Origin of the sequence: Wocania arenilitoris (genome assembly GCF_021728535.1) — a bacterium.
In the GTDB taxonomy this organism is placed as follows: domain Bacteria; phylum Bacteroidota; class Bacteroidia; order Flavobacteriales; family Flavobacteriaceae; genus Wocania_A; species Wocania_A arenilitoris.
In genome coordinates this window covers 41774-66603 of the sequence record NZ_JAKKDU010000018.1, presented here as the reverse complement: position 1 = coordinate 66603, position 24830 = coordinate 41774, and the positions used below count along the sequence as shown (strand labels likewise).

At 32.0% G+C, this 24830-nt stretch carries 26 protein-coding genes; 10 read left to right on the top strand and 16 right to left on the bottom strand.

Translation table 11 applies throughout. The annotated features are described in order from the left end of the window. Window positions 1-54 precede the first annotated feature (54 nt). The 3 genes from L3X37_RS13720 (at window position 55) to tnpA (ending at window position 4085) form a co-directional block, all read left to right on the top strand. Window positions 55-2352, top strand: a complete 2298-nt coding sequence (locus tag L3X37_RS13720) for an FdhF/YdeP family oxidoreductase (protein ID WP_237240740.1) — start codon at window positions 55-57, stop codon at window positions 2350-2352. Between the two features lie 17 nt (window positions 2353-2369). Beyond that, window positions 2370-2954, top strand: coding sequence for a DUF4202 domain-containing protein (locus L3X37_RS13715; RefSeq protein ID WP_237240739.1), 585 nt, complete (start codon window positions 2370-2372; stop codon window positions 2952-2954). Window positions 2955-3635: 681 nt separating this feature from the next. Then, entirely contained in the window at window positions 3636-4085 is a 450-nt protein-coding gene (gene tnpA, locus L3X37_RS13710) for an IS200/IS605 family transposase (protein WP_237240738.1), read from the top strand. A 61-nt stretch (window positions 4086-4146) separates the two neighbouring features. Here tnpA and L3X37_RS13705 read toward each other — a convergent pair whose 3' ends face one another. The 6 genes from L3X37_RS13705 to L3X37_RS13680 all read right to left on the bottom strand — a co-directional run bounded on the left by L3X37_RS13705 (window position 4147) and on the right by L3X37_RS13680 (window position 7900). Next, a complete protein-coding gene (locus L3X37_RS13705; protein WP_237240737.1) occupies window positions 4147-4305 on the bottom strand; it encodes a hypothetical protein in 159 nt (52 codons plus the stop codon). A gap of 117 nt (window positions 4306-4422) precedes the next feature. Beyond that, window positions 4423-5166: a methyltransferase family protein gene (locus L3X37_RS13700; protein WP_237240736.1), complete on the bottom strand. Its 744-nt coding sequence runs from the start codon at window positions 5164-5166 to the stop codon at window positions 4423-4425. A 59-nt stretch (window positions 5167-5225) separates the two neighbouring features. Next, window positions 5226-5615, bottom strand: coding sequence for a transposase (locus L3X37_RS13695; protein WP_237240735.1), 390 nt, complete (start codon window positions 5613-5615; stop codon window positions 5226-5228). A gap of 172 nt (window positions 5616-5787) precedes the next feature. Beyond that, on the bottom strand, window positions 5788-6024 hold the full coding sequence (locus L3X37_RS13690; RefSeq protein ID WP_237240747.1) for a hypothetical protein: 237 nt from the start codon (window positions 6022-6024) through the stop codon (window positions 5788-5790). Between the two features lie 201 nt (window positions 6025-6225). Continuing rightward, complete coding sequence (locus L3X37_RS13685) at window positions 6226-6780, bottom strand: NUDIX hydrolase (RefSeq protein ID WP_237240734.1); 555 nt, start codon at window positions 6778-6780, stop codon at window positions 6226-6228. A 31-nt stretch (window positions 6781-6811) separates the two neighbouring features. Continuing rightward, a complete protein-coding gene (locus L3X37_RS13680) occupies window positions 6812-7900 on the bottom strand; it encodes a M42 family metallopeptidase (protein ID WP_237240733.1) in 1089 nt (362 codons plus the stop codon). A 101-nt stretch (window positions 7901-8001) separates the two neighbouring features. On the opposite strand from L3X37_RS13680, the gene L3X37_RS13675 reads away from it, so the two are divergent. From L3X37_RS13675 to L3X37_RS13665, 3 genes are read left to right on the top strand one after another with little or no spacing between them, the layout of a single operon-like run. After that, window positions 8002-8682, top strand: a complete 681-nt coding sequence (locus tag L3X37_RS13675) for a DUF4294 domain-containing protein (RefSeq protein ID WP_237240732.1) — start codon at window positions 8002-8004, stop codon at window positions 8680-8682. 4 nt (window positions 8683-8686) lie between these two features. Next, window positions 8687-9313: a PAQR family membrane homeostasis protein TrhA gene (trhA, locus tag L3X37_RS13670; RefSeq protein WP_237240731.1), complete on the top strand. Its 627-nt coding sequence runs from the start codon at window positions 8687-8689 to the stop codon at window positions 9311-9313. Between the two features lie 21 nt (window positions 9314-9334). After that, window positions 9335-9829 (top strand): GNAT family N-acetyltransferase, encoded by a 495-nt coding sequence (locus tag L3X37_RS13665; protein WP_237240730.1) that lies wholly within the window; start codon window positions 9335-9337, stop codon window positions 9827-9829. A 100-nt stretch (window positions 9830-9929) separates the two neighbouring features. On the opposite strand, the gene L3X37_RS13660 is transcribed toward L3X37_RS13665, so the two are convergent. The 3 genes from L3X37_RS13660 to L3X37_RS13650 form a co-directional block, all read right to left on the bottom strand. Next, window positions 9930-10358 carry a DUF4268 domain-containing protein gene (locus L3X37_RS13660; RefSeq protein ID WP_237240729.1) on the bottom strand — a complete coding sequence of 143 codons (429 nt, stop codon included), beginning with the start codon at window positions 10356-10358 and terminating at the stop codon, window positions 9930-9932. 123 nt (window positions 10359-10481) lie between these two features. Next, on the bottom strand, window positions 10482-11156 hold the full coding sequence (locus tag L3X37_RS13655; RefSeq protein WP_237240728.1) for a ZIP family metal transporter: 675 nt from the start codon (window positions 11154-11156) through the stop codon (window positions 10482-10484). A 52-nt stretch (window positions 11157-11208) separates the two neighbouring features. Further along, complete coding sequence (locus L3X37_RS13650) at window positions 11209-11940, bottom strand: class I SAM-dependent methyltransferase (protein ID WP_237240727.1); 732 nt, start codon at window positions 11938-11940, stop codon at window positions 11209-11211. A gap of 185 nt (window positions 11941-12125) precedes the next feature. On the opposite strand from L3X37_RS13650, the gene L3X37_RS13645 reads away from it, so the two are divergent. Further along, the gene (locus tag L3X37_RS13645; protein WP_237240726.1) at window positions 12126-13283 is read left to right on the top strand and encodes a THUMP domain-containing class I SAM-dependent RNA methyltransferase; all 1158 of its coding nucleotides are present in this window, start codon (window positions 12126-12128) and stop codon (window positions 13281-13283) included. Window positions 13284-13461: 178 nt separating this feature from the next. Next, entirely contained in the window at window positions 13462-14916 is a 1455-nt protein-coding gene (locus tag L3X37_RS13640; RefSeq protein WP_237240725.1) for a Gfo/Idh/MocA family protein, read from the top strand. 172 nt (window positions 14917-15088) lie between these two features. On the opposite strand, the gene L3X37_RS13635 is transcribed toward L3X37_RS13640, so the two are convergent. The 3 genes from L3X37_RS13635 to rlmD all read right to left on the bottom strand — a co-directional run bounded on the left by L3X37_RS13635 (window position 15089) and on the right by rlmD (window position 17784). Continuing rightward, window positions 15089-15817, bottom strand: a complete 729-nt coding sequence (locus tag L3X37_RS13635; protein ID WP_237240724.1) for a DUF6048 family protein — start codon at window positions 15815-15817, stop codon at window positions 15089-15091. Beyond that, entirely contained in the window at window positions 15783-16304 is a 522-nt protein-coding gene (locus L3X37_RS13630) for a DUF6452 family protein (protein WP_237240723.1), read from the bottom strand. Before L3X37_RS13630 ends, L3X37_RS13635 begins: the two co-directional genes overlap by 35 nt. A 64-nt stretch (window positions 16305-16368) precedes the next feature. Next, window positions 16369-17784, bottom strand: coding sequence for a 23S rRNA (uracil(1939)-C(5))-methyltransferase RlmD (rlmD, locus tag L3X37_RS13625; protein WP_237240722.1), 1416 nt, complete (start codon window positions 17782-17784; stop codon window positions 16369-16371). 581 nt (window positions 17785-18365) lie between these two features. On the opposite strand from rlmD, the gene rocD reads away from it, so the two are divergent. After that, window positions 18366-19610 carry an ornithine--oxo-acid transaminase gene (gene rocD, locus L3X37_RS13620; protein ID WP_237240721.1) on the top strand — a complete coding sequence of 415 codons (1245 nt, stop codon included), beginning with the start codon at window positions 18366-18368 and terminating at the stop codon, window positions 19608-19610. A gap of 331 nt (window positions 19611-19941) precedes the next feature. Here the strand turns inward: rocD and L3X37_RS13615 are convergent, their stop codons facing one another. Then, window positions 19942-21489: an FG-GAP repeat domain-containing protein gene (locus L3X37_RS13615; protein ID WP_237240720.1), complete on the bottom strand. Its 1548-nt coding sequence runs from the start codon at window positions 21487-21489 to the stop codon at window positions 19942-19944. Window positions 21490-21775: 286 nt separating this feature from the next. Here L3X37_RS13615 and L3X37_RS13610 point away from each other — a divergent pair, with 286 nt between their 5' ends. After that, window positions 21776-22276, top strand: coding sequence for a hypothetical protein (locus L3X37_RS13610; protein WP_237240719.1), 501 nt, complete (start codon window positions 21776-21778; stop codon window positions 22274-22276). A gap of 1 nt (window position 22277) precedes the next feature. Here L3X37_RS13610 and L3X37_RS13605 read toward each other — a convergent pair whose 3' ends face one another. From L3X37_RS13605 to L3X37_RS15485, 3 genes are read right to left on the bottom strand one after another with little or no spacing between them, the layout of a single operon-like run. Next, window positions 22278-22517: a DUF6095 family protein gene (locus L3X37_RS13605; RefSeq protein WP_237240718.1), complete on the bottom strand. Its 240-nt coding sequence runs from the start codon at window positions 22515-22517 to the stop codon at window positions 22278-22280. Next, a complete protein-coding gene (gene murQ, locus L3X37_RS13600) occupies window positions 22504-23325 on the bottom strand; it encodes an N-acetylmuramic acid 6-phosphate etherase (protein WP_237240717.1) in 822 nt (273 codons plus the stop codon). Before murQ ends, L3X37_RS13605 begins: the two co-directional genes overlap by 14 nt. Before the next feature lie 30 nt (window positions 23326-23355). After that, on the bottom strand, window positions 23356-24816 hold the full coding sequence (locus L3X37_RS15485; protein WP_237240716.1) for a TolC family protein: 1461 nt from the start codon (window positions 24814-24816) through the stop codon (window positions 23356-23358). Between the last annotated feature and the right edge of the window lie 14 nt (window positions 24817-24830).

Here is a 24830-nt window from a genome sequence, read left to right as displayed (position 1 = left end):
TTCTCTTTAGTATATTTAAATTTCAATACTTAGGTTTATAATAAAAAAATATTCATGAGTTCATCACCAGAAAATAAATCCAAAATACCAGAAAGGTTTACAGATTTAAAAACTAGTAAACCTAAAACAAATAGCGCTGGATTTAGTTCTTTAAAGGCTGTTGCGGGTCAGGTATTAAAATATATGAATGCTACAGATGCCTTAAAATTATCCTTTAAAATGAATCAAAAGGGTGGTTTTGATTGTCCGGGTTGCGCATGGCCAGATCCAGATGATGAGCGCTCAGCTTTGGGTGAATACTGCGAAAACGGTATAAAAGCTATAGCAGAAGAAGCACAAAATAAAACTATAGGAGTCAATTTTTTTGCAAGTCATTCCGTTGAAGAACTCGCAAATCTTTCCGATTTTGAAATTGGTAAATCAGGGCGTTTATCCGAACCCATGTTTTTATCAGAAGGAGCAACACATTATAAGCCCATATCTTGGGATGACGCTTTTAACAAAGTAGCACATCATTTAAATGCTTTAAATAATCCTGATGAAGCTGTTTTTTACACGTCTGGAAGAACCACAAACGAAGCAGCATTTTTATATCAACTATTTGTTAGAGAATTTGGTACAGCAAACTTGCCAGATTGTTCAAATATGTGTCACGAAGCCAGTGGTAGTGCTTTGTCTGAAACTTTAGGTATTGGTAAAGGTTCTGTAACTTTAGATGATTTGTACAAGGCTGAGGTGGTTATGGTTATTGGTCAAAACCCTGCAACTAACCACCCAAGGATGTTAACTGCTTTAGAAAAGTGTAAAAAAAATGGTGGTAAAATTATTGCCGTAAATCCATTACCAGAAGCTGGTTTAATTAGGTTTACAAACCCCCAAAATCCAATAAAAGTATTAACTGGAGGCTCTAAAATAGCTGATGTTTTTGTGCCTATAACTATAAATGGCGATGTGGCATTTATAAAGGCTTTGCTACTTAAATTGTTAGAGCGAGAAGAACTAAACACTAATGTGTTTGATAAAGATTTTATTGAAGAATTCACAGAAGGTTACGATAATTTTATAGCCGATTTAAAAACGTATAAATTTGATGAATGTTTAAAAGCTTCAGGTGTTTCAAAAGTAGTTTTTAATAGAGTTTTTAATTTAATTCTTAATAACAATAACATTATTGTTTGTTGGGCAATGGGTTTAACGCAACATGAAAATGCGGTTGATAATATTCGCGAGCTTGTTAATTTGTTGTTGTTAAAGGGAAGTATAGGAAAAGAAGGAGCAGGAACTTGTCCAGTTCGTGGGCATTCTAATGTGCAAGGTGATAGAACGGTTGGTATTTGGGAATCGGCACCACAAGCTTTTTTAGATAAGATTGAAACGAAATACGGTTTTAAACCCACAACAAAACACGGCTATTCGGTTATCGATGCTATTAAAGCTATGTATGAAAAAAAAGCGAAGGTCTTTTTTGGATTGGGAGGGAATTTTATTTCGGCGGTTCCAGATACTGCTTATTCTGCACAGGCATTAGCTAATTGTAATTTAACGGTACACGTAAGTACTAAATTGAATCGTTCGCATTTGGTAACAGGTAAAGAGGCATTAATTTTTCCATGCTTAGGGCGTTCTGAAAAAGACTATCAAAAAACAGGTATTCAAACTCAAAGTGTCGAAAATTCAATGGGAATTGTATCTTCAACAAGAGGTGTTTTAGAACCGTGTTCTGATAAATTATTGAGTGAAGTGGCTGTAGTTTGCGGTATTGCAAATGCAACTTTACAAGCGCGTTCTAAAATTGAGTGGCTTAAATATAAAGACGATTATAACTTAGTACGAGACGACATTCAAGAAGTCGTTGATGGTTTTAATGATTATAATAAACGCTTAAAAAATCCATCAGGATTTTATCTGCCAAATGGAGCCCGAGTGCGACAATTTAAAACCAGAACAGGAAAAGCTAATTTTTCTATCAATAAACTCCCAAATTGGAAACTAAAAGATGATGAGTTGATAATGATGACTATTAGGAGCCACGACCAATTCAACACTACAATCTACGGATTAAGCGATAGGTACCGTGGTATTTATAACGAGAGACGCATCATTTTTATGAACAGAGAAGATATGAAAATCAGAAACTTGGAAGAGCAGCAGATTGTTAACTTAAAATCTAAATTTAATGGTGTAACCAGAATTGCTAATAATTTTAAAGTGATTGGTTACGATATTCCAAAAAATTGTTGTGCCACTTACTTCCCAGAAACCAATGTTTTAGTACCTTTAGATAGTTTTGCGCATACCGCGAAAACTCCAGCTTCAAAAAGTGTAAAAATTACAGTTGAAGCTATAGTTTAATTTAAAACTTAAAAAGGATGAAGCCCACACGTTTTGAAACTGCCATTGCCTTAATTGATAATGCTAATTCTAAAGACACAAATGTCTACAAGGTTGCAGGTATAGAGTATCCAAAAGAATTGCTGTATTCGCAGCGCATGTCAAGAAAGTTATTGCAATTTAATCCCAATGCATCAAAAGCGCTTCAAATTGCAGCACGAGCGCAACATATTTGTAGATGGAAAATACCCAGAGATACCTACCCTATGGATAGAGTTGGTTATTTAAAGTGGCGAGAAACATTAAAAAAAATGCATGCAGATATGACTGCTGATATTTTAAAAGAAGTAGGCTACGATAAGGAATATATTGATAGAATAAGAGCTGTTATTTTAAAAAAGCTAATTAAAAAAAATGAGGAATCTCAAACCTTAGAAGATACAATTTGTTTGGTTTTTTTAGACTACTATTTTGAAGAATTTGCCGAAAAACATCCTGATGCAAAAGTGGTTGACATTTTACAGAAAACATGGAGAAAAATGTCTGAAAAAGGAAGGGATGAGGCACTAAAATTGAGTTTTACTGAAAGAGCAGATGCCTTAGTGAATTTGGCATTGTCTTGAATGAATTCCACTAAAGAATAAATAAAAATTAATAAAATCATGTTCTACATTTGAAATTCTATATTTAAAAATGGGATTGGATACTTTAGACCTTTAGTTTTGTTGATTTAAAGCCAGCAGCAACCATGTTTTCTGCTGGACTTGCTAATGATGAAATGAAGATTGAAATTGCGGTAACAGCATTGAAAAGAAGGTTTTAATAATGGAAAGGTAAATTATAATTTATCTGCCTTTAATTTTATACTTTGTATTAAAACTTCAAAGTTTTTTTGAGATTTCTCTTTTTTATTATGATTGAGTATTGCTTTTTCATCACTTTGTTTTAGCATATTCAATAATAAGTTTGTTGCCCTCTAAAGACCATCCAGAGTATTTTTTAGCAATTAATACTCGCAGTGAATAGGGTGTTTTTATGTTTTTATAAACTTCCCTAGAAGAAATTATTTTACCATTGTCGTTGTATACTTCAACTGTTTTACATTGCTTTCTTTTAAATACAACTTGATATGTTAATTTTTCAGATTTATCATAGATGATATTAATTTTTAAATCAAAATTTAAAATTTCATTATTTAATGATTTAATCTAAAGAATTCCTCGCAGCTTGCTGCGGGGTTCAAAGGAAAAGTTTGAAAAACGGATGGTTTTTCAAAACACTTTGAAAAAGTGTATATTGGATTTATGAGTGATCATATCTACAAGAGACACAATAAGAGTTTATTGTTATACCATTTGGTTTGTCCAATAAAGTATCGGCGCTCAATTTTGACAGAAGAAGTAAGTAAATGTGTTGTACAAACATGTTCAGAGATAGAATTTCGATATGACATATATTTTGTGGAGGTTGGATTGGATGAGAATCATGTTCATTTTTTAGTTCAGAGCGTACCGATGTATTCACCAAAGCAAATAGTTCAAACAGTAAAAAGTATAATAGCACGTGAAGTTTTTCGATTTCATCCAGAAGTAAAGGAACAATTATGGGGAGGTCAATTTTGGTCAGATGGTTATTATGTTAATACTGTTGATCAGTACGCTAATGAAGAGGTTATAATTGCATATTTGAAAAACCAAGGAAAACAAAAAGAGTATAAACAGATTCACTCAAGCCAGTTAAGGTTATTTGAGTAATTCTGATACCTCGTCAGCTTGCTGCGGGGTAGTTCATTAATTTTTGAAGCGTCATATGAGGCTAAGTTTTTAAATAAGTGTTTCTGTGATTTAATGTTATTCTTTTAATAGTATGAGTGGTGTCAATATCATTTTGATGTAAAAAGACAAGGTCGTTTTCTTGTGCTTTGATATTGAAATATTCCAATATCAATATTGAAGTTAGAACTATTGTTTTCATAATTATGGTACTTTATTGGTTGTTTAATTTTTTCATTTTTGTCTGCCTTTGAGCTCGTATACCAACCAAAACCCAAAGGGAGAAAGATTTGGTTTTTTCTAAATTTGATATCTATTTTCATAATGATTTATTCTTTTTAGGAAAAGGAACAAGCATACGTGTTTTGGCTTGATACGTTTTGTAAGTTTTACCGAATTCCTTTATGAGGTCACGTTCTTCGAAGAGCGTTCCTATAATAAAATATGCTGTTAAACCAATGGCGAAAGCCAAGTGTGTTACTGTCATATTTGGTGTTGCCCATAGCCCGAGAATGCCACCAAAATATAAAGGGTGACGCACATATTTGTAAAACGAAACTACTTTAAAATTTAGCTGCGTATAAGGCTTGTTTTTAAGTTCTAAATAGGTTTGACGTAATCCGAATAAATCGAAATGATTGATTAAAAACGTACTAATAAATAGTATTGACCAACCTGAAAAAAACAAGATATAAACCAAATAATATAGGATGCTACCAGATTGTATTTTCCAAACGGAACCACCCATAGGGGCCCATTCTAATACTAAAAGTACAAGTAACAATCCAGAAATTAGCACAAATGTGCTACGTTCAATAGGTCTTGGAAAATACTTTGCAAACGCTGTTTTAAACGATTGTCTGGCCATTACGCTATGTTGCACACCAAAGAGTGCTACTAGGCCAAAGTTTTTAAGTAAGGCTAAGTGAAAAGGTAGGGTAGCAGTTTGATCGATAGATATTTCAGGAATTAAATCACTTACAGATATAATCCATAATAATAAAGACGCAAATCCGATAAGATAGGCGATAATTGAATACAAGAATAGTAATACTTTTTTCATGACATATTAATTTTAAATGATACGCCAAAAGTATTCTGAAACGAAAGCTTAGAATTTTCTTAAAAGTTCAACTTTCTTTCTAAAAAGTCCAAACTAAAAAAATATGGATTAGGTAGCCAAATGAAGGTTTCGGTATTGATTGGGAGGGTAGCTAAACTTCTGCTTAAAACTGTTATTAAAGTGAGAGGTGTTTTTAAAACCACTTTCATAGCACACTTCACAGTATCAATAGTGCTCTTTGATACATCTGCAGAACCATATTCTTTTCTCCATCTATTAACAGATGATATGCTGATATCAAATTCTAAACACAACTCATTTACTGTTTTACCAGACTCGTAAAGTGATACAATGGTACGTTTAAATTCGTTGTCATATTGTTTTTTTTCATAATGTGTTAAGTGATTTTTGTTCACTAAAAAACCTACCAACAAAACTAGACAATCCATTCTACCTCAATAGGACATTTGTACTCTACAAATAAATAGTCGTCTCCAGTTAACTTATTGTTTTTTGGATCGTTTTTAAAGTATTTGAAAACATCGGGGGTCATACAACTTTAAGAAATAATTTGATTAGCAAATGATTAACTGTAATTACCCGCCAATCGTAATCATACTTCTATTGTTGTTGTGTAGTTTGGGCTCTTGTAGTTTTTCTAAAGTATCCATACCACCACGTACTTTCAATTTGGCTTGTACAGCTTTCTGAATTATAGGTGCAATAGATTTTCCTGAACGAAGCGTCGTTAATAAAATCAGATTCTGAGGAAGATAATAAATAGTTTTTTAGTTGCCCATTAGCTGTTAAACGTAGCCTGTTACAAGAATCACAAAGTGGATTAGTAACAGAGCTTATAATAGCGAAAGAACCTTCATAACCTTTTTTATCTTGTAATTTTTAGAGGTGTCATTTGGAGCATCTTGTAAACGTTCAATTCTGTATTATGAGAAAGCTCTTTTTTGTGTTTATCTTTAAAATAAATGTAGAGAATTACAATAAAGGCAGGAGCAACAGCTAAGAGTAATAAATTCATTTAGGAAAGATAATTATAAGTATTTAGGTAATCATATTAATAATATGTTTAAAAACCGTTTCGTAATAAGATTTATTTGAAGCTATAAAATGATTGTCATTTTCGTTTATGTTACTAATAAGCTCATCAAACAGATAAGTAGATACTAGTTTTAATGCTTCAACTTCTTCTATTTGTGGTGTTAATTCTGAAAGGGGCACTTTTAATTCTGAGATAAATGTATGATGAAATTCATTATCAATTAGCCCGCTTTCATAGTTTTGGAAGCATTCAAAAATTCCAATTTTATTTAATTCATATTCGTAAATATCAAGTCCAATTTCTTCTTTTGTTTCTCTAATAGCTGCTTGCGTTATTGATTCCCCCGCATCAATATGTCCAGCAACTGATACATCCCAAAGTAGCGGACAAATTATTTTTTTAGCAGATCGTTGTGAAAGTAAAATGTCTCCATCATCTGTATAAAACCAAATATTCACTGTGTTATGATAGTATCCCTTTTGATGAATAATCGATTTAAGGGCAGATTTGCCTGTAGGCTTGCCCTCCTCAGTAACTATATCAATGTATTCGTCCATAATAAAGAAGCTTTAATTAAGAGGCTTTTATTTATTTAAAATAACTAAACGTTTCGCCATCTTTTATATTAAGTAACGTTTCATAAATAAGTTTAATTACATTTTCTACATCATCTCTATGTACCATTTCTACAGTGGTATGCATGTAGCGTAGTGGTAAAGAAATTAAAGCAGAAGCTACGCCACCATTGCTATAAGCAAAAGCATCGGTATCGGTTCCTGTAGCTCTGGATAAAGCCGAACGCTGAAACGGTATTTTTTTAGTCTCGGCAGTTTCGGTAATTAAATCGCGCAATTTTTGTTGTACAGCAGGTGCATAAGCCACAACAGGTCCTTTTCCAATTTCTAAATGGCCTTCCTTTTTCTTTTCAATCATTGGAGTAGTAGTATCGTGTGTAACGTCTGTAACAATAGCAACATTTGGTTTGATGGTTTGCGTAATCATTTCTGCACCACGTAATCCAATTTCTTCTTGTACAGCATTGGTTATGTAAAGTCCAAAAGGCAATTCTTTCTTATTTTCTTTAATCAATCTTGCTACTTCGGCAATCATAAAACCACCCATGCGATTATCTAAAGCGCGACAAACAAATTTATCACCATTTAATACATGAAATTCATCAGGATAAGTAATTACACAACCAACATGAATGCCTAATTTTTCAACATCTTCTTTTGTTTTACAACCACAATCAATAAAAATATTATCGGGTTTAGGAGCTTCTTCTTTAGCTCTATTTCTAGTATGTATTGCTGGCCAACCAAAAACACCCTTTACAATACCTTTTTTTGTATGAATATTTACAATTTTGCTAGGTGCAATCTGGTGATCGCTACCACCATTTCTAATCACATATATTAATCCATTATCACTAATGTAGTTTACGTACCATGAAATTTCATCGGCATGCCCTTCTATAACAACTTTGTATTTAGCTTTAGGATTTATAACACCAACTGCAGTACCATAAGTATCAGTTATGAATTCATCTACATAAGGTTTTAAATAATCCATCCATAATTTTTGTCCGTCCCACTCATAGCCCGTAGGAGCTGCATTATTTAAATATTTTTCTAAAAAAGTCATAGACTTTTTATTTAGTATGCTTTGTGTTGCCATGTTTTAAAATTTTCGACTAAAATAACAATATTCACCTTATTTTAAGGTTAAAGAGGATGTAAATTATTAATTTTGGAGATTATTGCTCAGGTGATTTATAGATGATTTTTTTTAAATACATATTTTTAATATTTCCAGTACTAGCTTTAGCTCAAGTAAATATTAAGGAGCAAGACTCTAGTATAGCTAATTATATTATTATTGAAGGTGATTCTGTGCCGCGAACGGCTATTGATTTAGATGAGGTTATGCTTTTACATAAGCTTAAATTTAACAGCAAAAAAGACCGCATCAGATATTTAATTTTACGCCGAAAAACTATAAAAGTATATCCCTATGCAAAAATGGCTGCAGAGCGATTGGATTCAATGAATAACCGATTGGTAAGCATTAAAAAGAAACGACATAAAAAGAAGTATGCTAAGCGGGTACAAAAATATATTGAGGGTGAATTTTCTGATGAATTAAAAAAATTAACACGTACCGAAGGTCAAATTTTGGTTAAACTAATCCATAGGCAAACAGGCAAAACAGCTTTTGATTTGGTTAAGGAATTACGCAACGGTTGGCGTGCGTTTTGGTATAATACAACGGCAAATATGTTTGATATTTCATTAAAGCGTGAGTTCGACCCACTTAACGAAAAAGAAGACTATTTAATTGAAGATATTTTACAGCGTAATTTCCTGGGTGGACGCTTAGAAAGACAAAAATCGGCTATTAAATTAGATTTTTACGATTTAACTGATAAGTGGTTGAATCAATCCAATAACAAGTCGTAATGCTATGCGCATACAAACCCCTTTTGAAGAAAGATTAAACGCAACATCCCACGCCATAGGCGTTTTATTTGGTATTGCAGCTTTAGTTTTACTTATAATTTTTAATACAAAAAAAGCATCTTGGAGTTTATTTAGCGTTATTGTTTATGGTATTTCTATTATTGTATTATTTACTGCTTCAACGTTTTATCATGCAGTAAAAGGCCAGAAACGAAAGCATTATTTTAGAGTGTTAGACCACATAAGCATTTATATTTTAATTGCAGGAACTTACACTCCAGTATGTTTAATTACGCTAAACGAAAGTTTGGGATGGTCACTCTTTTGGACGGTTTGGGCAATTGCAGTCTTTGGTGTTATACTAAAATTGTTTTTTACAGGGCGCTTTGAGGTTTTTTCAACACTTCTGTATTTAGTAATGGGTTGGCTTATTGTGTTTGATTTTACAAATCTTTCAAATAGTATTGGTAGTAATGGTATTTTACTATTGTTTGCAGGTGGATTAGCTTATACCGTTGGAATTGTTTTTTATGCCATTGAAAAAATACCTTTTAATCATGTTATTTGGCATTTGTTTGTTTTGGCAGGTGCCGTTTTTCATTTCTTTATGATTTTTTTCTGTGTGATTTAAACATTTCTTATTTTAGATTTTATGATTGAAATTACTCCAGCAAACAAAACTTCTGACTTTTTATTAATTGAAGAGTTAGCCAATCTTATTTGGCGCGAACATTACATACCTATAGTTGGTAAGCCTCAAATTGATTATATGCTCGATAAATTTCAATCCGCTAATGCTATTTCAAAACAAATAGAAGAAGAAGGATTTGAATATTACATATTAACTTTTAATAAAACACCAGTAGGCTACATTGGTTTTAAAAAAGAAAAGGAACACCTGTTTTTAAGTAAAATTTATGTGTTAAGTAAGTTTCGTGGAAAAAAAATCGGAAAAACAGCTATGGAGTTTATTACCGAAAAGGCGAAATCCTATCGTCTAAAAGCGATTAGACTTGGTGTAAATATTAATAACACCAATTCAATAATAGCTTATGAAAAATTGGGTTTTAAAAAAATATTCACCTTTGTAACAGATATTGGCAATGGCTTTGTTATGGATGATTATATTATGGAGAAAAAGGTTTAAATGTAAACTATCATTACTAGGATCAGAGCGACGTGGTAATCTTTTAAAATAAAATTAGAACTATATTAAACAGATTGCTTCACTAGGTTCGCAATGACGATTATCCTTCAATAACATCCTTATATTCCTCAAAAAAAGCTTCAAACAGAGTCATTTTCTCATCAAAGAATTCCATTACATCACGCCACGAATTTTTATTATGAATAGAGACTTTTTGTTTTAAAGGCACATAAATTCTAGAAATTTCTTTATAATTTTCTAACAGATATTCTTCTTCAAAAATAGCATCAGGTAAAAAATCATCTAACAAAATCGATTTTAAAGCCAGTAACTTTTCCCAATATTTAATCCGATGTTCTAAATCATCTTCTAAATCTAAAGCCACCAATGCAGATTTGGTGTCAAAATAAAATTTAAATGAGAACCCTTTAAGTTTTGTATTATATAAAATCCATTTACGTGGAAAAGACTTCCCAAAACTCGTCCAGAATTCTTGTCGTAGTATGCGTGATTCTTCTTTACTAAACATTAAAAGCCCATTCTTAATCCTTCCCAAAGGGAAGGAGACACTTTTGTGTGATTACTCTTTATCTATTACATTATTTTTGCATAACAGTTCACTTTACTTTGGAAAGGGGAAGGGAAAGGCTTTCTAAATTGCAAATGCAACCCCAACACCTAAAATAATAGCTATAAATTTTGATAAGTTAAACTTATGTCCTTCACCACTTTCAAACAAAATTGTAGTAGAAATATGAAAAAATATCCCAATAACAATAGCATTAATAATATGCGCATAATCTGCAATTGCTTCCCAAGTATTCGAAATAAAAGTTCCTAAAGGTGTCATAACTGCAAAAACAATTATAAACATAGTAATTTGTATTTTGCTAAAATTAGATTGAAACAAAAACATACTTACTAAAGCAGCAATAGGAATTTTATGCACTAAAACACCATACAACATATCGTTATTTTCGTGTATTGGAAAGCCCTCTAAAAAGCTATGAATACATAAACTAATAAACAATAACCATGGAAAATGAGTTTCATCTTTGTGTATGTGTACATGCCCATGTTCAGCGCCTTTTGAGAAAAGTTCTAAAACAATTTGCAACACAATACCACACATAATATACAAACCAGTAAGTTTGGTGTCTAGGTGATTGTAAACTTCGGGGAGTAACTCAAAAAGCGTTAAAGCCAATAAAAAAGCACCACTAAAAGAGAGTAGTAGCTTGGTGTTCCATGTTTTTTTGTATTTGCTAAGACTGGCTATAAGTATGCCAATAACAACAGCTAATACAGGAAATAAAAATTTATTCATTCTAAAATATAATAACCCACAGCAGTGAGCATAATTAAATGCCAATTATTGGCTATTTGAAAATCATTATTAAGCGTTCAGATGTTTTCGCATTAAATTTATGCAATTTATAATCACCAAAAACATCCAATAAATGCACATCAGCAGCTTCAAACATGGTTTCAAAATCGTTTAAAGTAAACGCCTTAACACGTTCTTGAAAATTATAATCGTTACCATTTTCTGTAAACGAAATGTCCTTAATAATATAATCGTTCTCTAAATAACGTTTTAAATTAAAGGTAATATCGTCAATAATTTTAACATCTTCGGGTGCTAAATTATCGATAACAAATTCGCTATTCATAAAATCGATGACCCCAAAACCAAATTCATTCAAATTACTTTTAATGGCTTTAATAGTGTTTAAATTGTCTTCATCATTCTCAAAATAACCAAAACTAGTAAATAAATTAAAAACGGCATCAAATTGCTTATGGTAAGGTTTACACATGTTATGCACCTCAAAACGAAGACTATTATTTTCAAATTGCTTAGCAAAATTAATGCTGTTTTCACTCAAATCAACCCCCGTAACATTATAGCCAATTTTGTTTAAATACCTTGCGTGCCTGCCTTTCCCACATGCCAAATCTAAAATAGTACCGCGTTCAGGAATATTTAAATAATTTGTAAGCGTATCCATAAATGCATGCGCTTCGGTATCATCCCTATCTTTATATAAAATGTGGTAAAATGGCGTATTAAACCACGATGTAAACCATTTGGTAGTTTTATTACTCATAATTTTTTTATAGGGTTACCACGCTTTGGCGTGGTCAGGCTTTCCGCTATATCTTTTATTTGGCCACTTCGAGAGCCTCAATCACCAAATAAAAGGATGTCGCATCAATCCTTAACCCATTATCTGCAAATGCTAGTTACTTTGCGCAAAATTACGTTATTTTTGTAATCTATTCGACGTAAAAAATGGAAGAAAATTTCAATATGGTTGCCAAAACCTTATTTGGTTTTGAAGAATTACTTGCAAAAGAGCTCACACAACTAGGTGCACAAGACGTAAAAAAAGGGGTTCGTAATGTGGCTTTTTCTGGAGATAAAGGCTTTATGTATAAAGCAAACTTAGGCTTACGTACCGCTGTTAAAATTTTAAAACCTATCCATTCGTTTAGTGTTAGTAGTGAGCAAGATTTGTATAATAAAATCTATAAAATGTCTTGGGAAAATTATTTAAAACCTACAGGCACTTTGGCGGTTGATGCCACTATACATTCTAATTTGTTTTCGCATTCGCTTTACATTGCCCAAAAAACTAAAGATGCCATTGTAGATAAATTTAGAGATACCACAGGACAGCGACCAAATGTTGATTTAAAATTCCCCGATATAAAAATAAATGTACATATTGATAGACGACAATGCACCATTTCCTTAGATTCTTCTGGTGATTCGCTGCACAAACGCGGTTATAAAACAGCAACTAATATTGCTCCAATAAACGAAGTTTTAGCAGCAGGAATGATTATGTTATCGGGGTGGGACGGGCAATCGGACTTTATGGACCCCATGTGCGGTTCTGGTACCATGCTTATTGAAGCTGCAATGATTGCCTGTAATATACCACCAAACCTAATGCGAAAAGAATTTGCTTTTGAGCGTTGGCAAGATTGGGATGTCGATTTATTTGAAAAAATAGAAGAATCACTGTTAAGTAAAACACGCGATTTTCATCATAAAATAATGGGTTACGACAAAGCACCAAGTGCCGTAAGCAAAGCCAAAGACAATGTAAAAAATGCCCAATTAGAAGACTTTATTGACGTTAAACACGAAGATTTTTTTAAAACTCAAAAAGGTGGCGATAAAAAACTACACATGGTTTTCAATCCACCTTACGGCGAGCGTTTAAATATAGACATGCAGGAGTTTTACAAAAACATTGGAGATACTCTAAAACAAAATTACCCAGGTACAGATGCTTGGTTTATTACTAGTAACCTAGATGCTTTAAAGCATGTGGGTTTAAGACCTTCTAGAAAAATACAGTTATTCAATGCTAAACTAGAAGCACGTTTGGTTAAGTATGTAATGTACGAAGGAAGTAAAAAGGTGAAGTACTTAAAATAGACTTTACCTTAACTAATCATAAAATTACTATTTGTACTGCCATTTTACTAAATATTTGCATGCCAATTTTCTTGTTTTTAAATATCCGCACAAAAAGTAGCAAAAATAATTCTGCTAATTTCATAGAAATAATTTATCTTGAACATCCATTTAAGTAACCTAAAAACAATCACCAATTATGTCAAAAAAACAATCAAAAAAAAAGAGCACTTCAAGAAGAAATTTTATAAAAGGTTCTGGGTTGGTAACCGCAGGAATTATGATTGTTCCTAGGTATGTTTTAGGCGGACAAGGTTATGTGCCACCAAGCGATAAACTTAATATAGCTGGAATTGGTGTTGGTGGAAAAGGTAGAAGTGATATTTCATCATTTGCTAAAAGTCCTAATGTAAATATTGTGGGTTTATGTGACGTTGACGATAGGCAAGCGGTTAAATCTAGAGAAGCTTTCCCTAAAGCAAAGTATTACAACGACTATAGGGAAATGCTAGAAAAAGAAAAAAACAATATTGATGCAGTATCTGTATCAACACCAGATCATAGTCATGCTGTACAAGCTTATGCAGCTATGCAAATGGGAAAACATGTTTATGTACAAAAACCATTAACACATGATATTTGGGAAGCGCGTATGCTTACCGAAGCTGCAAAAAAATACAAAGTGGTTACGCAAATGGGCAACCAAGGTGGTTCTGGCGATGGTGTTAGAAAAATGAAGGAGCTTTATGACACCGGATTAATAGGAGAAGTACATACCGTTAAATGCTGGACTAATAGAGCTATTTGGCCTATGGCCTTAGAAACACCAACTGTAAAACACAATATCCCTAAAGGATTAAATTGGGATTTATGGTTGGGTACTGCCGAAATGCGCGATTATAACGATGCCTATTTGCCATTTGATTGGAGAGGGTGGTCTGATTTTGGAACAGGAGCGTTAGGCGATATGGCTTGTCATATTATGGATCCGGTGTACAGAATACTTCCAATTTTGTATCCTAATCAAGTAGAATGTAGTGTTGCAGATGCTTTTAAGGGAAAATTTGAAATGGCTAGTTACCCTAAAAGTTTCCCAACGGCAAGTAAAATACATTTAAGCTATCCAAGAACAGATGGTAAAGGGGCTATAAAAGTATCTTGGATGGATGGCGGATTAATGCCAGAAAGACCAGAAGAATTAGGCGATAACGAAGCCTTTGGAAACTGGGATGGAGGCGTTCTTTTTATTGGAGATAAAGGCAAAATTTTAGCCGATTGTTATGGTGTAAAACCAAGACTATTACCGTTATCGTTAAACGAGCAAATTACGGTTAAAGAAACCTTACCACGTGTTCCGGAAGGACATTATTTACAATGGGTAAATGCCTGTATGGCAGGTTACGGAAATGCCGAAACTAGTTCTTCTTTTGATTATGCAGGTCCCTTTACTGAAAGCATTTTAATAGGTAATTTAGCACTTAAAGCCTATTTTGAAGTAGATCCTAAGGCTGAAAGTAATAGTTTTTGGGGCGGCTCTAAATACTACGGAAGAAAACGTTTATTATGGGATGCAGAGAACATGAAAATTACCAACTTTGAACCTGCTAACAAATATGTGAAGCGTAATTATAGAGATGGTTATTCTTTGGGGTAGAATCTATTAAATGAATTGTGGTTTTGAGTCGCGATTTTTAAAGTGCACTTATTAACTTGTGGATATTAATCTGTTTAAAAATTGATATTCATCGATAAGCGAAGTTAAAATTTCCTACTTATAAAAGTAATACGTAGATATACGTAATTTTAAAATTGTATTTAAAATAAAACTACTTATTCTTTTTATAAAGCGGAATACGATACGAAATAGTATAACTATAACCAACACCAATACCACTACTATCGTAGGTTTTGTTAAACCCCGGAATGTATATATTTTGAAAGTTTTCGGGTTCTGTTTCGCTTGCTAACACTTTAAGTTGCACATTTAAACCCATATATAGGTTATTAAACAGTTCTGCTTTTAAACCTACAATAAGTTCTGCCCAAATTGCTGTTAGACCATTAAATTCTTTGGTTATATTTGATGTGAATTGATTTCCCCAATATTGATTGGTATTATACACAGTAAAACTATTTAAAGTTTGACTAAAGGCACTGGCGCCAACACGAAACCCAAAGAAAATCATGTTATCCATATCTAGCCAGTTTTGGTACGAATTATAATCTATTCCAGCTTTAAAATAGCTTCCTGATGTAGTAATGTCTATAAACTCGGTAGTATTATTTTTTTCTTCAACACCAATTTCGCCAGCGAGGTATAAATTCTTTTTAATTCGGTAATCGGCTAAAACTTCAAAACCAGAATACTCATCGTCTAAAGCTGTTCTAATTAGTTTACCAAAATCACCACCAATTCTAAGCCCGTATTTTTGTTTAATTTTGATTGAATCACTTACGGTATCTGGTATGCTGTTGTTTTGCGCATTTACAGGTACACAAAAAAGTAGTAAAATGATACCATTAATGAAATAATTTAAAATGTGCTGCTGCTTCATCTTCTACAGATTGTGGGTTATTTACAGGTTGTATTAATTGTATCCAATTATCGCTATCGTCTTCAACAGAAATCACAACATCATTAAAAATGGTTTTGTAACCACATGCTCGAGATACAAAAACGGTTTCGGTGGTGTAGGTTATGGTAATAACATCTAAGTTTCCAGAAATTACATCATCACTTTCATCGGTTGGTGTCCCGTTATCATCTATGGTAGAATTACTATAAAAATTATAAACCGTAGATGAACCAATTGTTTTTAAAGGCAATACTATAGAGTCTCGTGTTGCAGTTTTATAGCCTTCTAAAAAATTATTGTTGCCTTCGCCTTTAATGGTTAGACCAAATACATTTTTTTTATTTTCCTGCTCGTTTACATCAAAAGTTCTAATAATTAAACTTGGTGTTGTAGATGTGCTTTCCGGACATAAATCGTCGCGTTCACAACTCACAGTAATACCAATTACTAATATAATAATTGGCAAAAGAGAATATTTAAAGTATTTTATTTTCATTTTATACAAATAAACGAATTAACAATTAAACATCTTACCGTTTTTCAAGTAAAACTACATTTTCAACATGATGCGTTTGTGGAAACATATCTACGGCTTGCGTTTTTGTAACTTTATACATAGTATCCATTAACGCTAAATCTCTGGCTTGTGTTGCACTATTACAACTTACATAAACAATTTTATGTGGTGCTATGTTTAATATTTGTTGTACCACATCTTTGTGCATCCCATCTCGTGGCGGATCTGTAATTATTACATCAGGTCGCCCATGTGTATTAATAAACTCGGTATTAAAAACGTGCTTCATATCGCCAACAAAGAATTCAACATTATTAATGTTATTTAATTGTGCATTTTCTTTAGCCGCTAAAATAGCATCTGGTACAGCTTCAACACCAATAACTTTATTTGCTTTCTTAGCAACAAATTGTGCAATGGTTCCTGTGCCAGTATATAAATCGTAAACGAGTTCGTTTCCTGTTAATCCAGCAAAATCTCGTGTTATTCTATATAACCTGTACGCTTGCGCGGAATTGGTTTGATAAAATGATTTGGCATTTATTTTAAATCGTAAACCTTCCATTTCTTCAAATATATGATCACTTCCTTTATAGCAAATTACATCTTGATCGTAAATAGTGTCATTTGCTTTTCCGTTGATGACATATTGTAAAGATGTTATTTGTGGAAAGGCTTCAGAAAGAAAATCTAATAGTAATTCACGTTTAGCTTTATCTTCTTTAAAAAACTGAATTAAAACCATAATATCCCCAATGCTAGAAGTACGAATCATTATAGTACGCAACAAACCTGCTTGATTTCTTGTGTTAAAAAACTCTAGATTATTACCAATTGCAAATTGCTTAACAGCATTTCTAATAGCGTTTGATGGATTTGCTTGTAAGTGGCATTTTTTTACATCTAAAATTTTATCCCACATTCCTGGAATATGAAAACCTAAGGCGTTCCTGTTTCCTAAATTTTCGTTTGATTGAATTTCCTCTAATGTTAACCAACGTGAATCACTAAACGAAAATTCCATTTTATTTCTATAGAAATACTGATTTGCAGAACCTAAAATAGGTGTGACTTCAGGTAATTCTATATGACCTAAACGTGTTAAGTTATTGGTTACTTCTTTTTGCTTGTAAAACAATTGATGCTCGTATGCCATATTTTGCCATTTGCAACCACCACAAGTTCCAAAATGCTCACATTCTGGTTTAGTTCTTTTATCAGATAATTTATGAAATGTAATTGCTTTTCCCTCGTAATAGGCTTTTCTTTTTTTAAATGTTTGCACATCTACCACATCGCCCGGTACAGCATTTGGTAAAAAAATCACTTTTCCATCAGGTGCTTTGGCTATGGTTTTTCCTTTAGCTCCAGCATCAATAATTTCTATGTTAGTAAATACTTGTTTTCTCTGTTTTCTTCTTTTTGACATGCTGCAAAAATAATAATAGGAATAAATATATGACGCTTTATTTCCATTAACTTTAGGCAATGATGAAAATAAATTGAAATAGTATGAACCTTTTATAATTTTTACTGTCTTTAATGTATGGAGGTTATCTAGACTGCTGTTTTTTTTTTAGACTATTCATCTATTGTTTAGTCGAATTTTTTAATGTTAAAGCTGTCAAAGACCTACTAAAACTCGGTTAGGAAGTATTGTATTTTTAATAGGTTTAAGTATGTTAAAGGTTTTTGCTTGGATTAAATGGATAAAAATACGATTTTAAGAGAGGAGAAACGACTAGGATTACAAGTATCATCTTTATATCACAAAATCAGATAAAATTTTAAAACACCATAAAAATTTATTAATATTGCAGTACTTAGGGATGATTTCTCTCCCATGCTGCTTTTTCGTCCAGATAACCTTTGGGATTCCGAAAGAATAAAGGTACAGAAGGAATGGTTGTTTTACTCGCTAAGCGAGATTTAATTATTAAAGTTTGCACTACTAATGTATTGTTAAACGATGTCTTTTTATTTAGACATTAAACCTTAAATTATTTTAAAATGGCTGTTTTAGACCACATTTCATCGCAAGAGGCTATGGCCTTAGAAAACAAGTATGGCGCTCAAAATTATCATCCATTACCAGTAGTATTAAGTAGAGGAGAAGGTGTTTATGTTTGGGACGTAGAAGGAAAGAAGTATTACGATTTTTTATCGGCTTACTCTTCAGTAAACCAAGGGCATTGTCATCCTAAAATTGTTGATGCCATGACGCATCAAGCACAAACACTTACCTTAACTTCTCGTGCTTTTTATAACGATATGTTAGGTAAATACGAAAAGTATGTTGCCCAATATTTTGGTTTCGATAAAGTGTTACCAATTAACACAGGAGCTGAAGCTGTTGAAACAGCATTAAAAGTATGTAGAAAGTGGGCTTACGAGGTTAAGGGAATAGACACCAATAAAGCGAAAATAATTGTTTGTAAAAATAATTTTCATGGTAGGACTACTACCATAATTTCTTTTTCTAACGATCCGGTGGCTCGTAAAAACTTTGGCCCGTATACAGAGGGCTTTATTAAAATAGAATACGATAATATACAAGCGCTTGAAGATGTTTTAGCTCAAAATCCTAATGTTGCAGGATTTTTGGTCGAGCCAATTCAAGGTGAGGCTGGCGTTTATGTACCAAGTGAAGGTTACTTAGCAAAAGCAAAAGATTTATGCGAAACCTATAATGTTTTATTTATTGCAGACGAAGTCCAAACAGGTATAGCTAGAACTGGGCGTATGCTTGCTGTAGATCACGAAAATGTTAAACCTGATATTTTAGTTTTAGGAAAAGCCTTGAGTGGAGGTGTTTATCCAGTTTCTGCTGTACTTGCTAATAATGAGATAATGAATGTGATAAGACCTGGAAACCATGGTAGTACTTACGGAGGAAACCCAATTGCAGCAGCTGTAGCAATAGCTGCTCTTGAAGTTGTTAAACAAGAGGGGTTGACTGAAAACGCAGAAGATCTAGGGGTATTATTTAGATCTAAATTGAATAAATATATAGAGAACAGTAATATAGTAAAACTTGTTAGAGGAAAAGGATTATTAAACGCAATTGTTATTAATGATCATGAAGATAGCGATACCGCTTGGAACATTTGTTTAGCTTTACGTGACAACGGCTTATTAGCTAAACCAACACATGGAAATATTATTCGTTTTGCACCGCCTTTAGTTATGACAGAAGATCAGTTATTAGATTGTGTAAACATTATTATAAGCACCTTAAATCAGTTTGAAAAATAATAAATTATGAAAGAAAAATCAGCTTTTCTCCTATTAATGGAGGTAGCTTTGTGTATGAAATAAAAGGAATAACCAGTGAAATATTCTATAAGCATTTAGAGGTCTTTTCTCTTTATAAGTCAAAAGAAGTTAAAATTATTATCATTGACAATACGAGTTTTCATGTGTTTATATTTATTGTTATTCAACGGTCACATGTAACATCCTAAATAATCATTTGGTTGTGTGATTAAATATTAATCATGGATGTTTCATTTAATGAAAAAATTGGTTCACAAAAATCAACTACGTTTATTTTAGTACCTCGTAAGCTCTGTGTCGAGGCAGTTCATTATTCCAAATTATTAGTAAGTACTAATAATTGTGGAAACTCCGAAACGCCCTTTGAAACTTGCTTAAAATATTCTCCAAATGTATGAAAATAGGAGCCTAAAAATATATCGATATCTCCGTCGTTGTCGTAGTCTCCAACATCCATAGTTAGCCATTTTCCTGATGCTGCCTCAGGTGTAGAATATCCTTTGAAGTTCATTTCCCCATCATTTTTTAAGTAAATAAATGCTTGTTCCGGCTTATCTTCATCATTATAAAAAGCTGAAGCAGCAATATCTAAATCGCCATCTTTATCAAAATCTCTTGCTACTGCTTTGCTTGCACCGTATAATGGGTAAAAAAATGATTTTTTAAAATTATTTTGTCCGTCATTTAAATAAATTCTAACACCATGGTAGTTTTTTCTAATTATAGAATAATCCCAGTTATCACCATTAGTTAAAAGTATATCTTTATGTCCATCATTATTAAAATCTACTAATTCAAAATAACTAACACCGTAAACAGGAGGGAACTCTAAAACTACTTTTTCTTCAAATGTATTGTTTCCTTTATTGTAAAAAACAGATATTTGTTCGAAGGCTTGAGCCATTAAAACTACAATATCTAGTTTGTTATCATTATTTAAATCAGCTATTTCAACTTTTCTAGACCCAGGTAAATCTTTTAATATATGTACTTTTTCTGTGTTAAAGTTATCGTACCATAATAGCTTGCCTGTATTGTGCCCAAAGCCACAAATAACAATGTCTTCTTTTGTGTCCATATTTAAATCTGCAGTAGCAAAATCGACAGGTCTGGGTAAGTTTTGTATACTTTTATTATTGTATAAAAGACTGCCTAATTTTTGATCGGAAGGACTAAATTTACCAATGGTTAATATTCTTGGAGAACTATTGGGAGGGAAGTCAATATCAACAGCAGGACTTGGCATTTTCCAAGTTTTTTTAACAGCCATTTTATTATCTAAAACATATATTAAGTTACTGGCATCACCAACATATAATAGATTTGTATATACATCATATTTTAACATGGAGGTTCTAGGAAAACCTTTGTTGTTTATAAAAACCTTTTCGGCTTTAAATAATGGAAGATTGTTAAATTTTTCTGATTCTATTTTTTGTTCTAAAGGTTGGTTTGGGGCTTCATCTTTATAGTATTGTATAATTTTAGCCCATTGATTTTGAGTGATAATTGGCTTGTCTGGGTATATACCTAAAGATTTTACCAAATCAAGATCTTCTTTTGGAGTGCCCGCAAATGGATTTACATCAGGAATTTTGATTCCCATTCTAAGTCCCATATTAGGTAATACATTCTCAATCCAAGTAGTTTTGTCTAATAGTGCTGGTTCTGGAAATTGATGACAAATTTTGCAATAAATTTCGGCTAGTTGTTTGCCAGAAAGTATAGTGTCTGTCGTAAAATCATTGTTAATAGAAATATACAATTTAGTTTCTTTATTAGTGCTAAAGAAAATTATATTTACTGCTATTAAAATAAAAAATATAAACGCAAAATTTGCTGTTTTTAAAAATGTCATTTACTCCCTTATTAGTTTAGCATGTAATTTATAGAATAAAACTAGTAAAATAAATTGCTTAATTTTAGTTTATAAAAATACTGAACTTACTTTAAGTCAATATATATATTCAGTATAATTTTTTATTATTGTAAATAGCACACCATAATTTTCAATAGTCATAAATTTACGAGATACTTTAGCAGAGTGGGAAATTATTGTATTATTAAAATGTAAGTTATTACTAGTTTTAGGACTAGGTGAAAAATAATTTTTAAGTTAAAAATATTTGTCTAAATTAGTTTCCATGGATATTATCATTCAATCTACTTTAAAAACACTCCAAAAATCTAAAAATTTACTTGATAATTTACAAGATGATACACTTTGTAATACTTCATTAGCTCCTTATTATTCCAGTGTTGGCACACATATTAGACACATATTAGATTTTTATGATTGTATATTTAATATAGATGCTGATAAGGTAATAGATTTAACAGCAAGAAGTAGGAGTAAAGATGTAGAGTCTAAATGTGATTGCGCTAAGAATTATTTAAATTCCGTTATTGAAAAATTAAGTAATTCTGATTTTAATATGGACGATACAGTACAAGTTGTTGACGATTTAGGCTTAGGAAAAACTCAAATAAAATATACTTTAGGCGCTGTTTTTGCTCAAGCTAACAGCCATACCATACACCACTATGCTATTATAAATTATATATTAGAAGGATTGAATATTTCTTTTGATGATGCAGATTTTGGTTACAACCCAACTACTCCAAAATCTATTATGTCAAATTAATTTAGGAGTTACTTTTTTTAAACATACTATCTAAAATAGTATTGATGCCTTTAAAAGCAAAAAAGATAGCTAACACACAAACAATTATTGCAATAATTAATATGGGAATATAAAGTGGTTTTTCTTTATTAGTTAGTGCAATATAATAAAGTGTTGGACCTAAAAACATACAACCTAAAGAAATTGCCATAGTTTTCAACCCTTTTACAAGTAAGTTTTTATCGGTTTTACTGGTTTCCATTTGTGTAATTTTTAACAGCGACACGAACGCTACCAAATTTATCTATAAGCTTTTTTGCTTTTTCCTCGGATACATTAATTTCATTCATAACCATTCTTACACCTCTATTTACAAGTTTGTTATTGCTTAACTGCATGTCTACCATTTTATTTCCTTTTACATGACCAAGTTGTATCATGGTTGTAGTGGTAATCATATTTAAAACTAATTTTTGAGCAGTACCAGCTTTCATTCTTGAACTCCCAGTTACAAACTCAGGGCCAACTGTAACTTCAATAGGGTATTTTGATGCGTTAGATAGCGGACTATTTGCATTGCAAGTAATACAGCCAGTAATAATGTTATTTTCATTACAAGTTTCTAAAGCTGAAATTACATAAGGTGTAGTTCCAGAAGCAGCAATACCAACAACAACATCCTGTTCGTTAATATTGTGTTTTTGTAAATCTTTCCACCCTTGGGTAATTGAATCCTCAGCATCTTCAACAGATTTTCGTATGGCAATATCGCCACCTGCAATTAAGCCTACAACTAATTTATGAGAAACACCATATGTTGGTGGACATTCCGAAGCGTCTAAAATTCCTAATCTACCACTTGTCCCTGCTCCTATATAAAATAATCGGCCACCATTTCTTAGTTTTAAAATAATTTGTTCTATTAATAATTCTATCTGTGGAAGTGATTTTTCTACTGCTAGCGGTACAGTTTTGTCTTCGTTATTTATGTTAGTAATTAACTCCTTAACACTCATCTTTTCTAGATGATTGTAATTTGAATCCTGTTCAGTTACTTTTATAAAGCTCATAATCCAAAAATAATGAATTAATAATGAAACTTAATCGAAAATAATATCTTCTACTTCAATTTTTTCATCCTTTATAAAATCGTAAAGCGTGAGTTGCCTTAAAACATAATAATCTCTCCAAAAATCCTCTAATGAATTTAAATATTGAAGTACAGCTCTGTCCCTTTGTTCTAAAGCAACGTTTAAATTCAAGATGTCAATTTTCCCTAAAACATATCGTTTTTTAGATATATCGTACCTTTTTGTAGCTACCTCTTTAGCTTTTTGGGCAGTGAATAAAAAATCGCGTTGGCTAGACCAGTTTAAAACATGTAAATATATTTCTTGCTCAAATTCTTGCTTATCCTGTTTAATATTATTTTCAGTTAAACTTAAATCAGCTTCTGCCATTTTGCGTCTAGATTTAGATACGCCCCAATCAAAAAGAGGTATACCTAATGTAACCGAAACGTTTTGTTGTTTATTATAGCTGCTAAAAAGATCGTTAAAATCTTCTCCATTTTGGGAAACACCAAAATTAGCTCTTACTCCTAATTGCAGGCGGTTATTGCCTTTTTGAAAAGCAACTTCTTTTTCAGCTTCTAAACGCTGTCTTCTAAATTCTATTATTGCTTTTCTATTCGATTGTGCTTCACTTAAAGCTTTTTCAATACTTACATCAAAAAGAGGTAATTCTTCAGGAATATCCAATTCAATATCTTCTGTGTCTAATTCTAAATAACGCGCTAAATTTTGAGATGTTCTTTTAAGTTCAACAGTATTTGTGGTAACATTATTTTTAGAATTTAAAAGGGTTAACTCCATTTGCAATAATTCGTTTTCAGCAATTTTACCCATTTTAAATCTGCCTTTTGCAATTTGGTATAAAGTATCTTGATTTAAAAGGTTTACTTCAGCAATTTTTAACTGCATTTGTGCTTTAAGTAATTCAAAATATCTACGTGCTGTGTTTACCGATATGCGCTCCATATTTTCAACAAACTCTCTTTTAGACTCCTCATAAATTAAAGGTTCAATTTTTTTATCCCATTTAAATGGATTGAATAGGAGAGACTCTTGAAAATAACTAAGACTAAGAGGGACCACAGAATATTGGATATTATCTGCTAACCCAAAAAGTTCAACACGTTCTAAATTAGAGAATACTGATAAGGTACCGCCTGTATAAGGTATACTTTGAGACACAGATAAACCACCTTCAATAACCAACTGATTTTGATTTACAAAGATATCTTGTCCAGCATCATTTGTTTGTCTTATAATTCTATTACTGTACGCTGGCAAAGTAGCATTTAGCCTAAATTGAGGTAAAAAGCCTGCTTTGTAATTTCTAAAACGCCAATAATTTGCCTGATTTCTATTAAGATTTCTTTTATACTCTGGCGATTTTTTTTGAGCAATGTTTATAGCTTCTGTTAAGGTAATTTTTTTTGATTGTGAGAAGCTTATTAACGGGAGTGTTATTACTAGTAATATGAATAATTTTTTCACAAGGATTTAGTTTA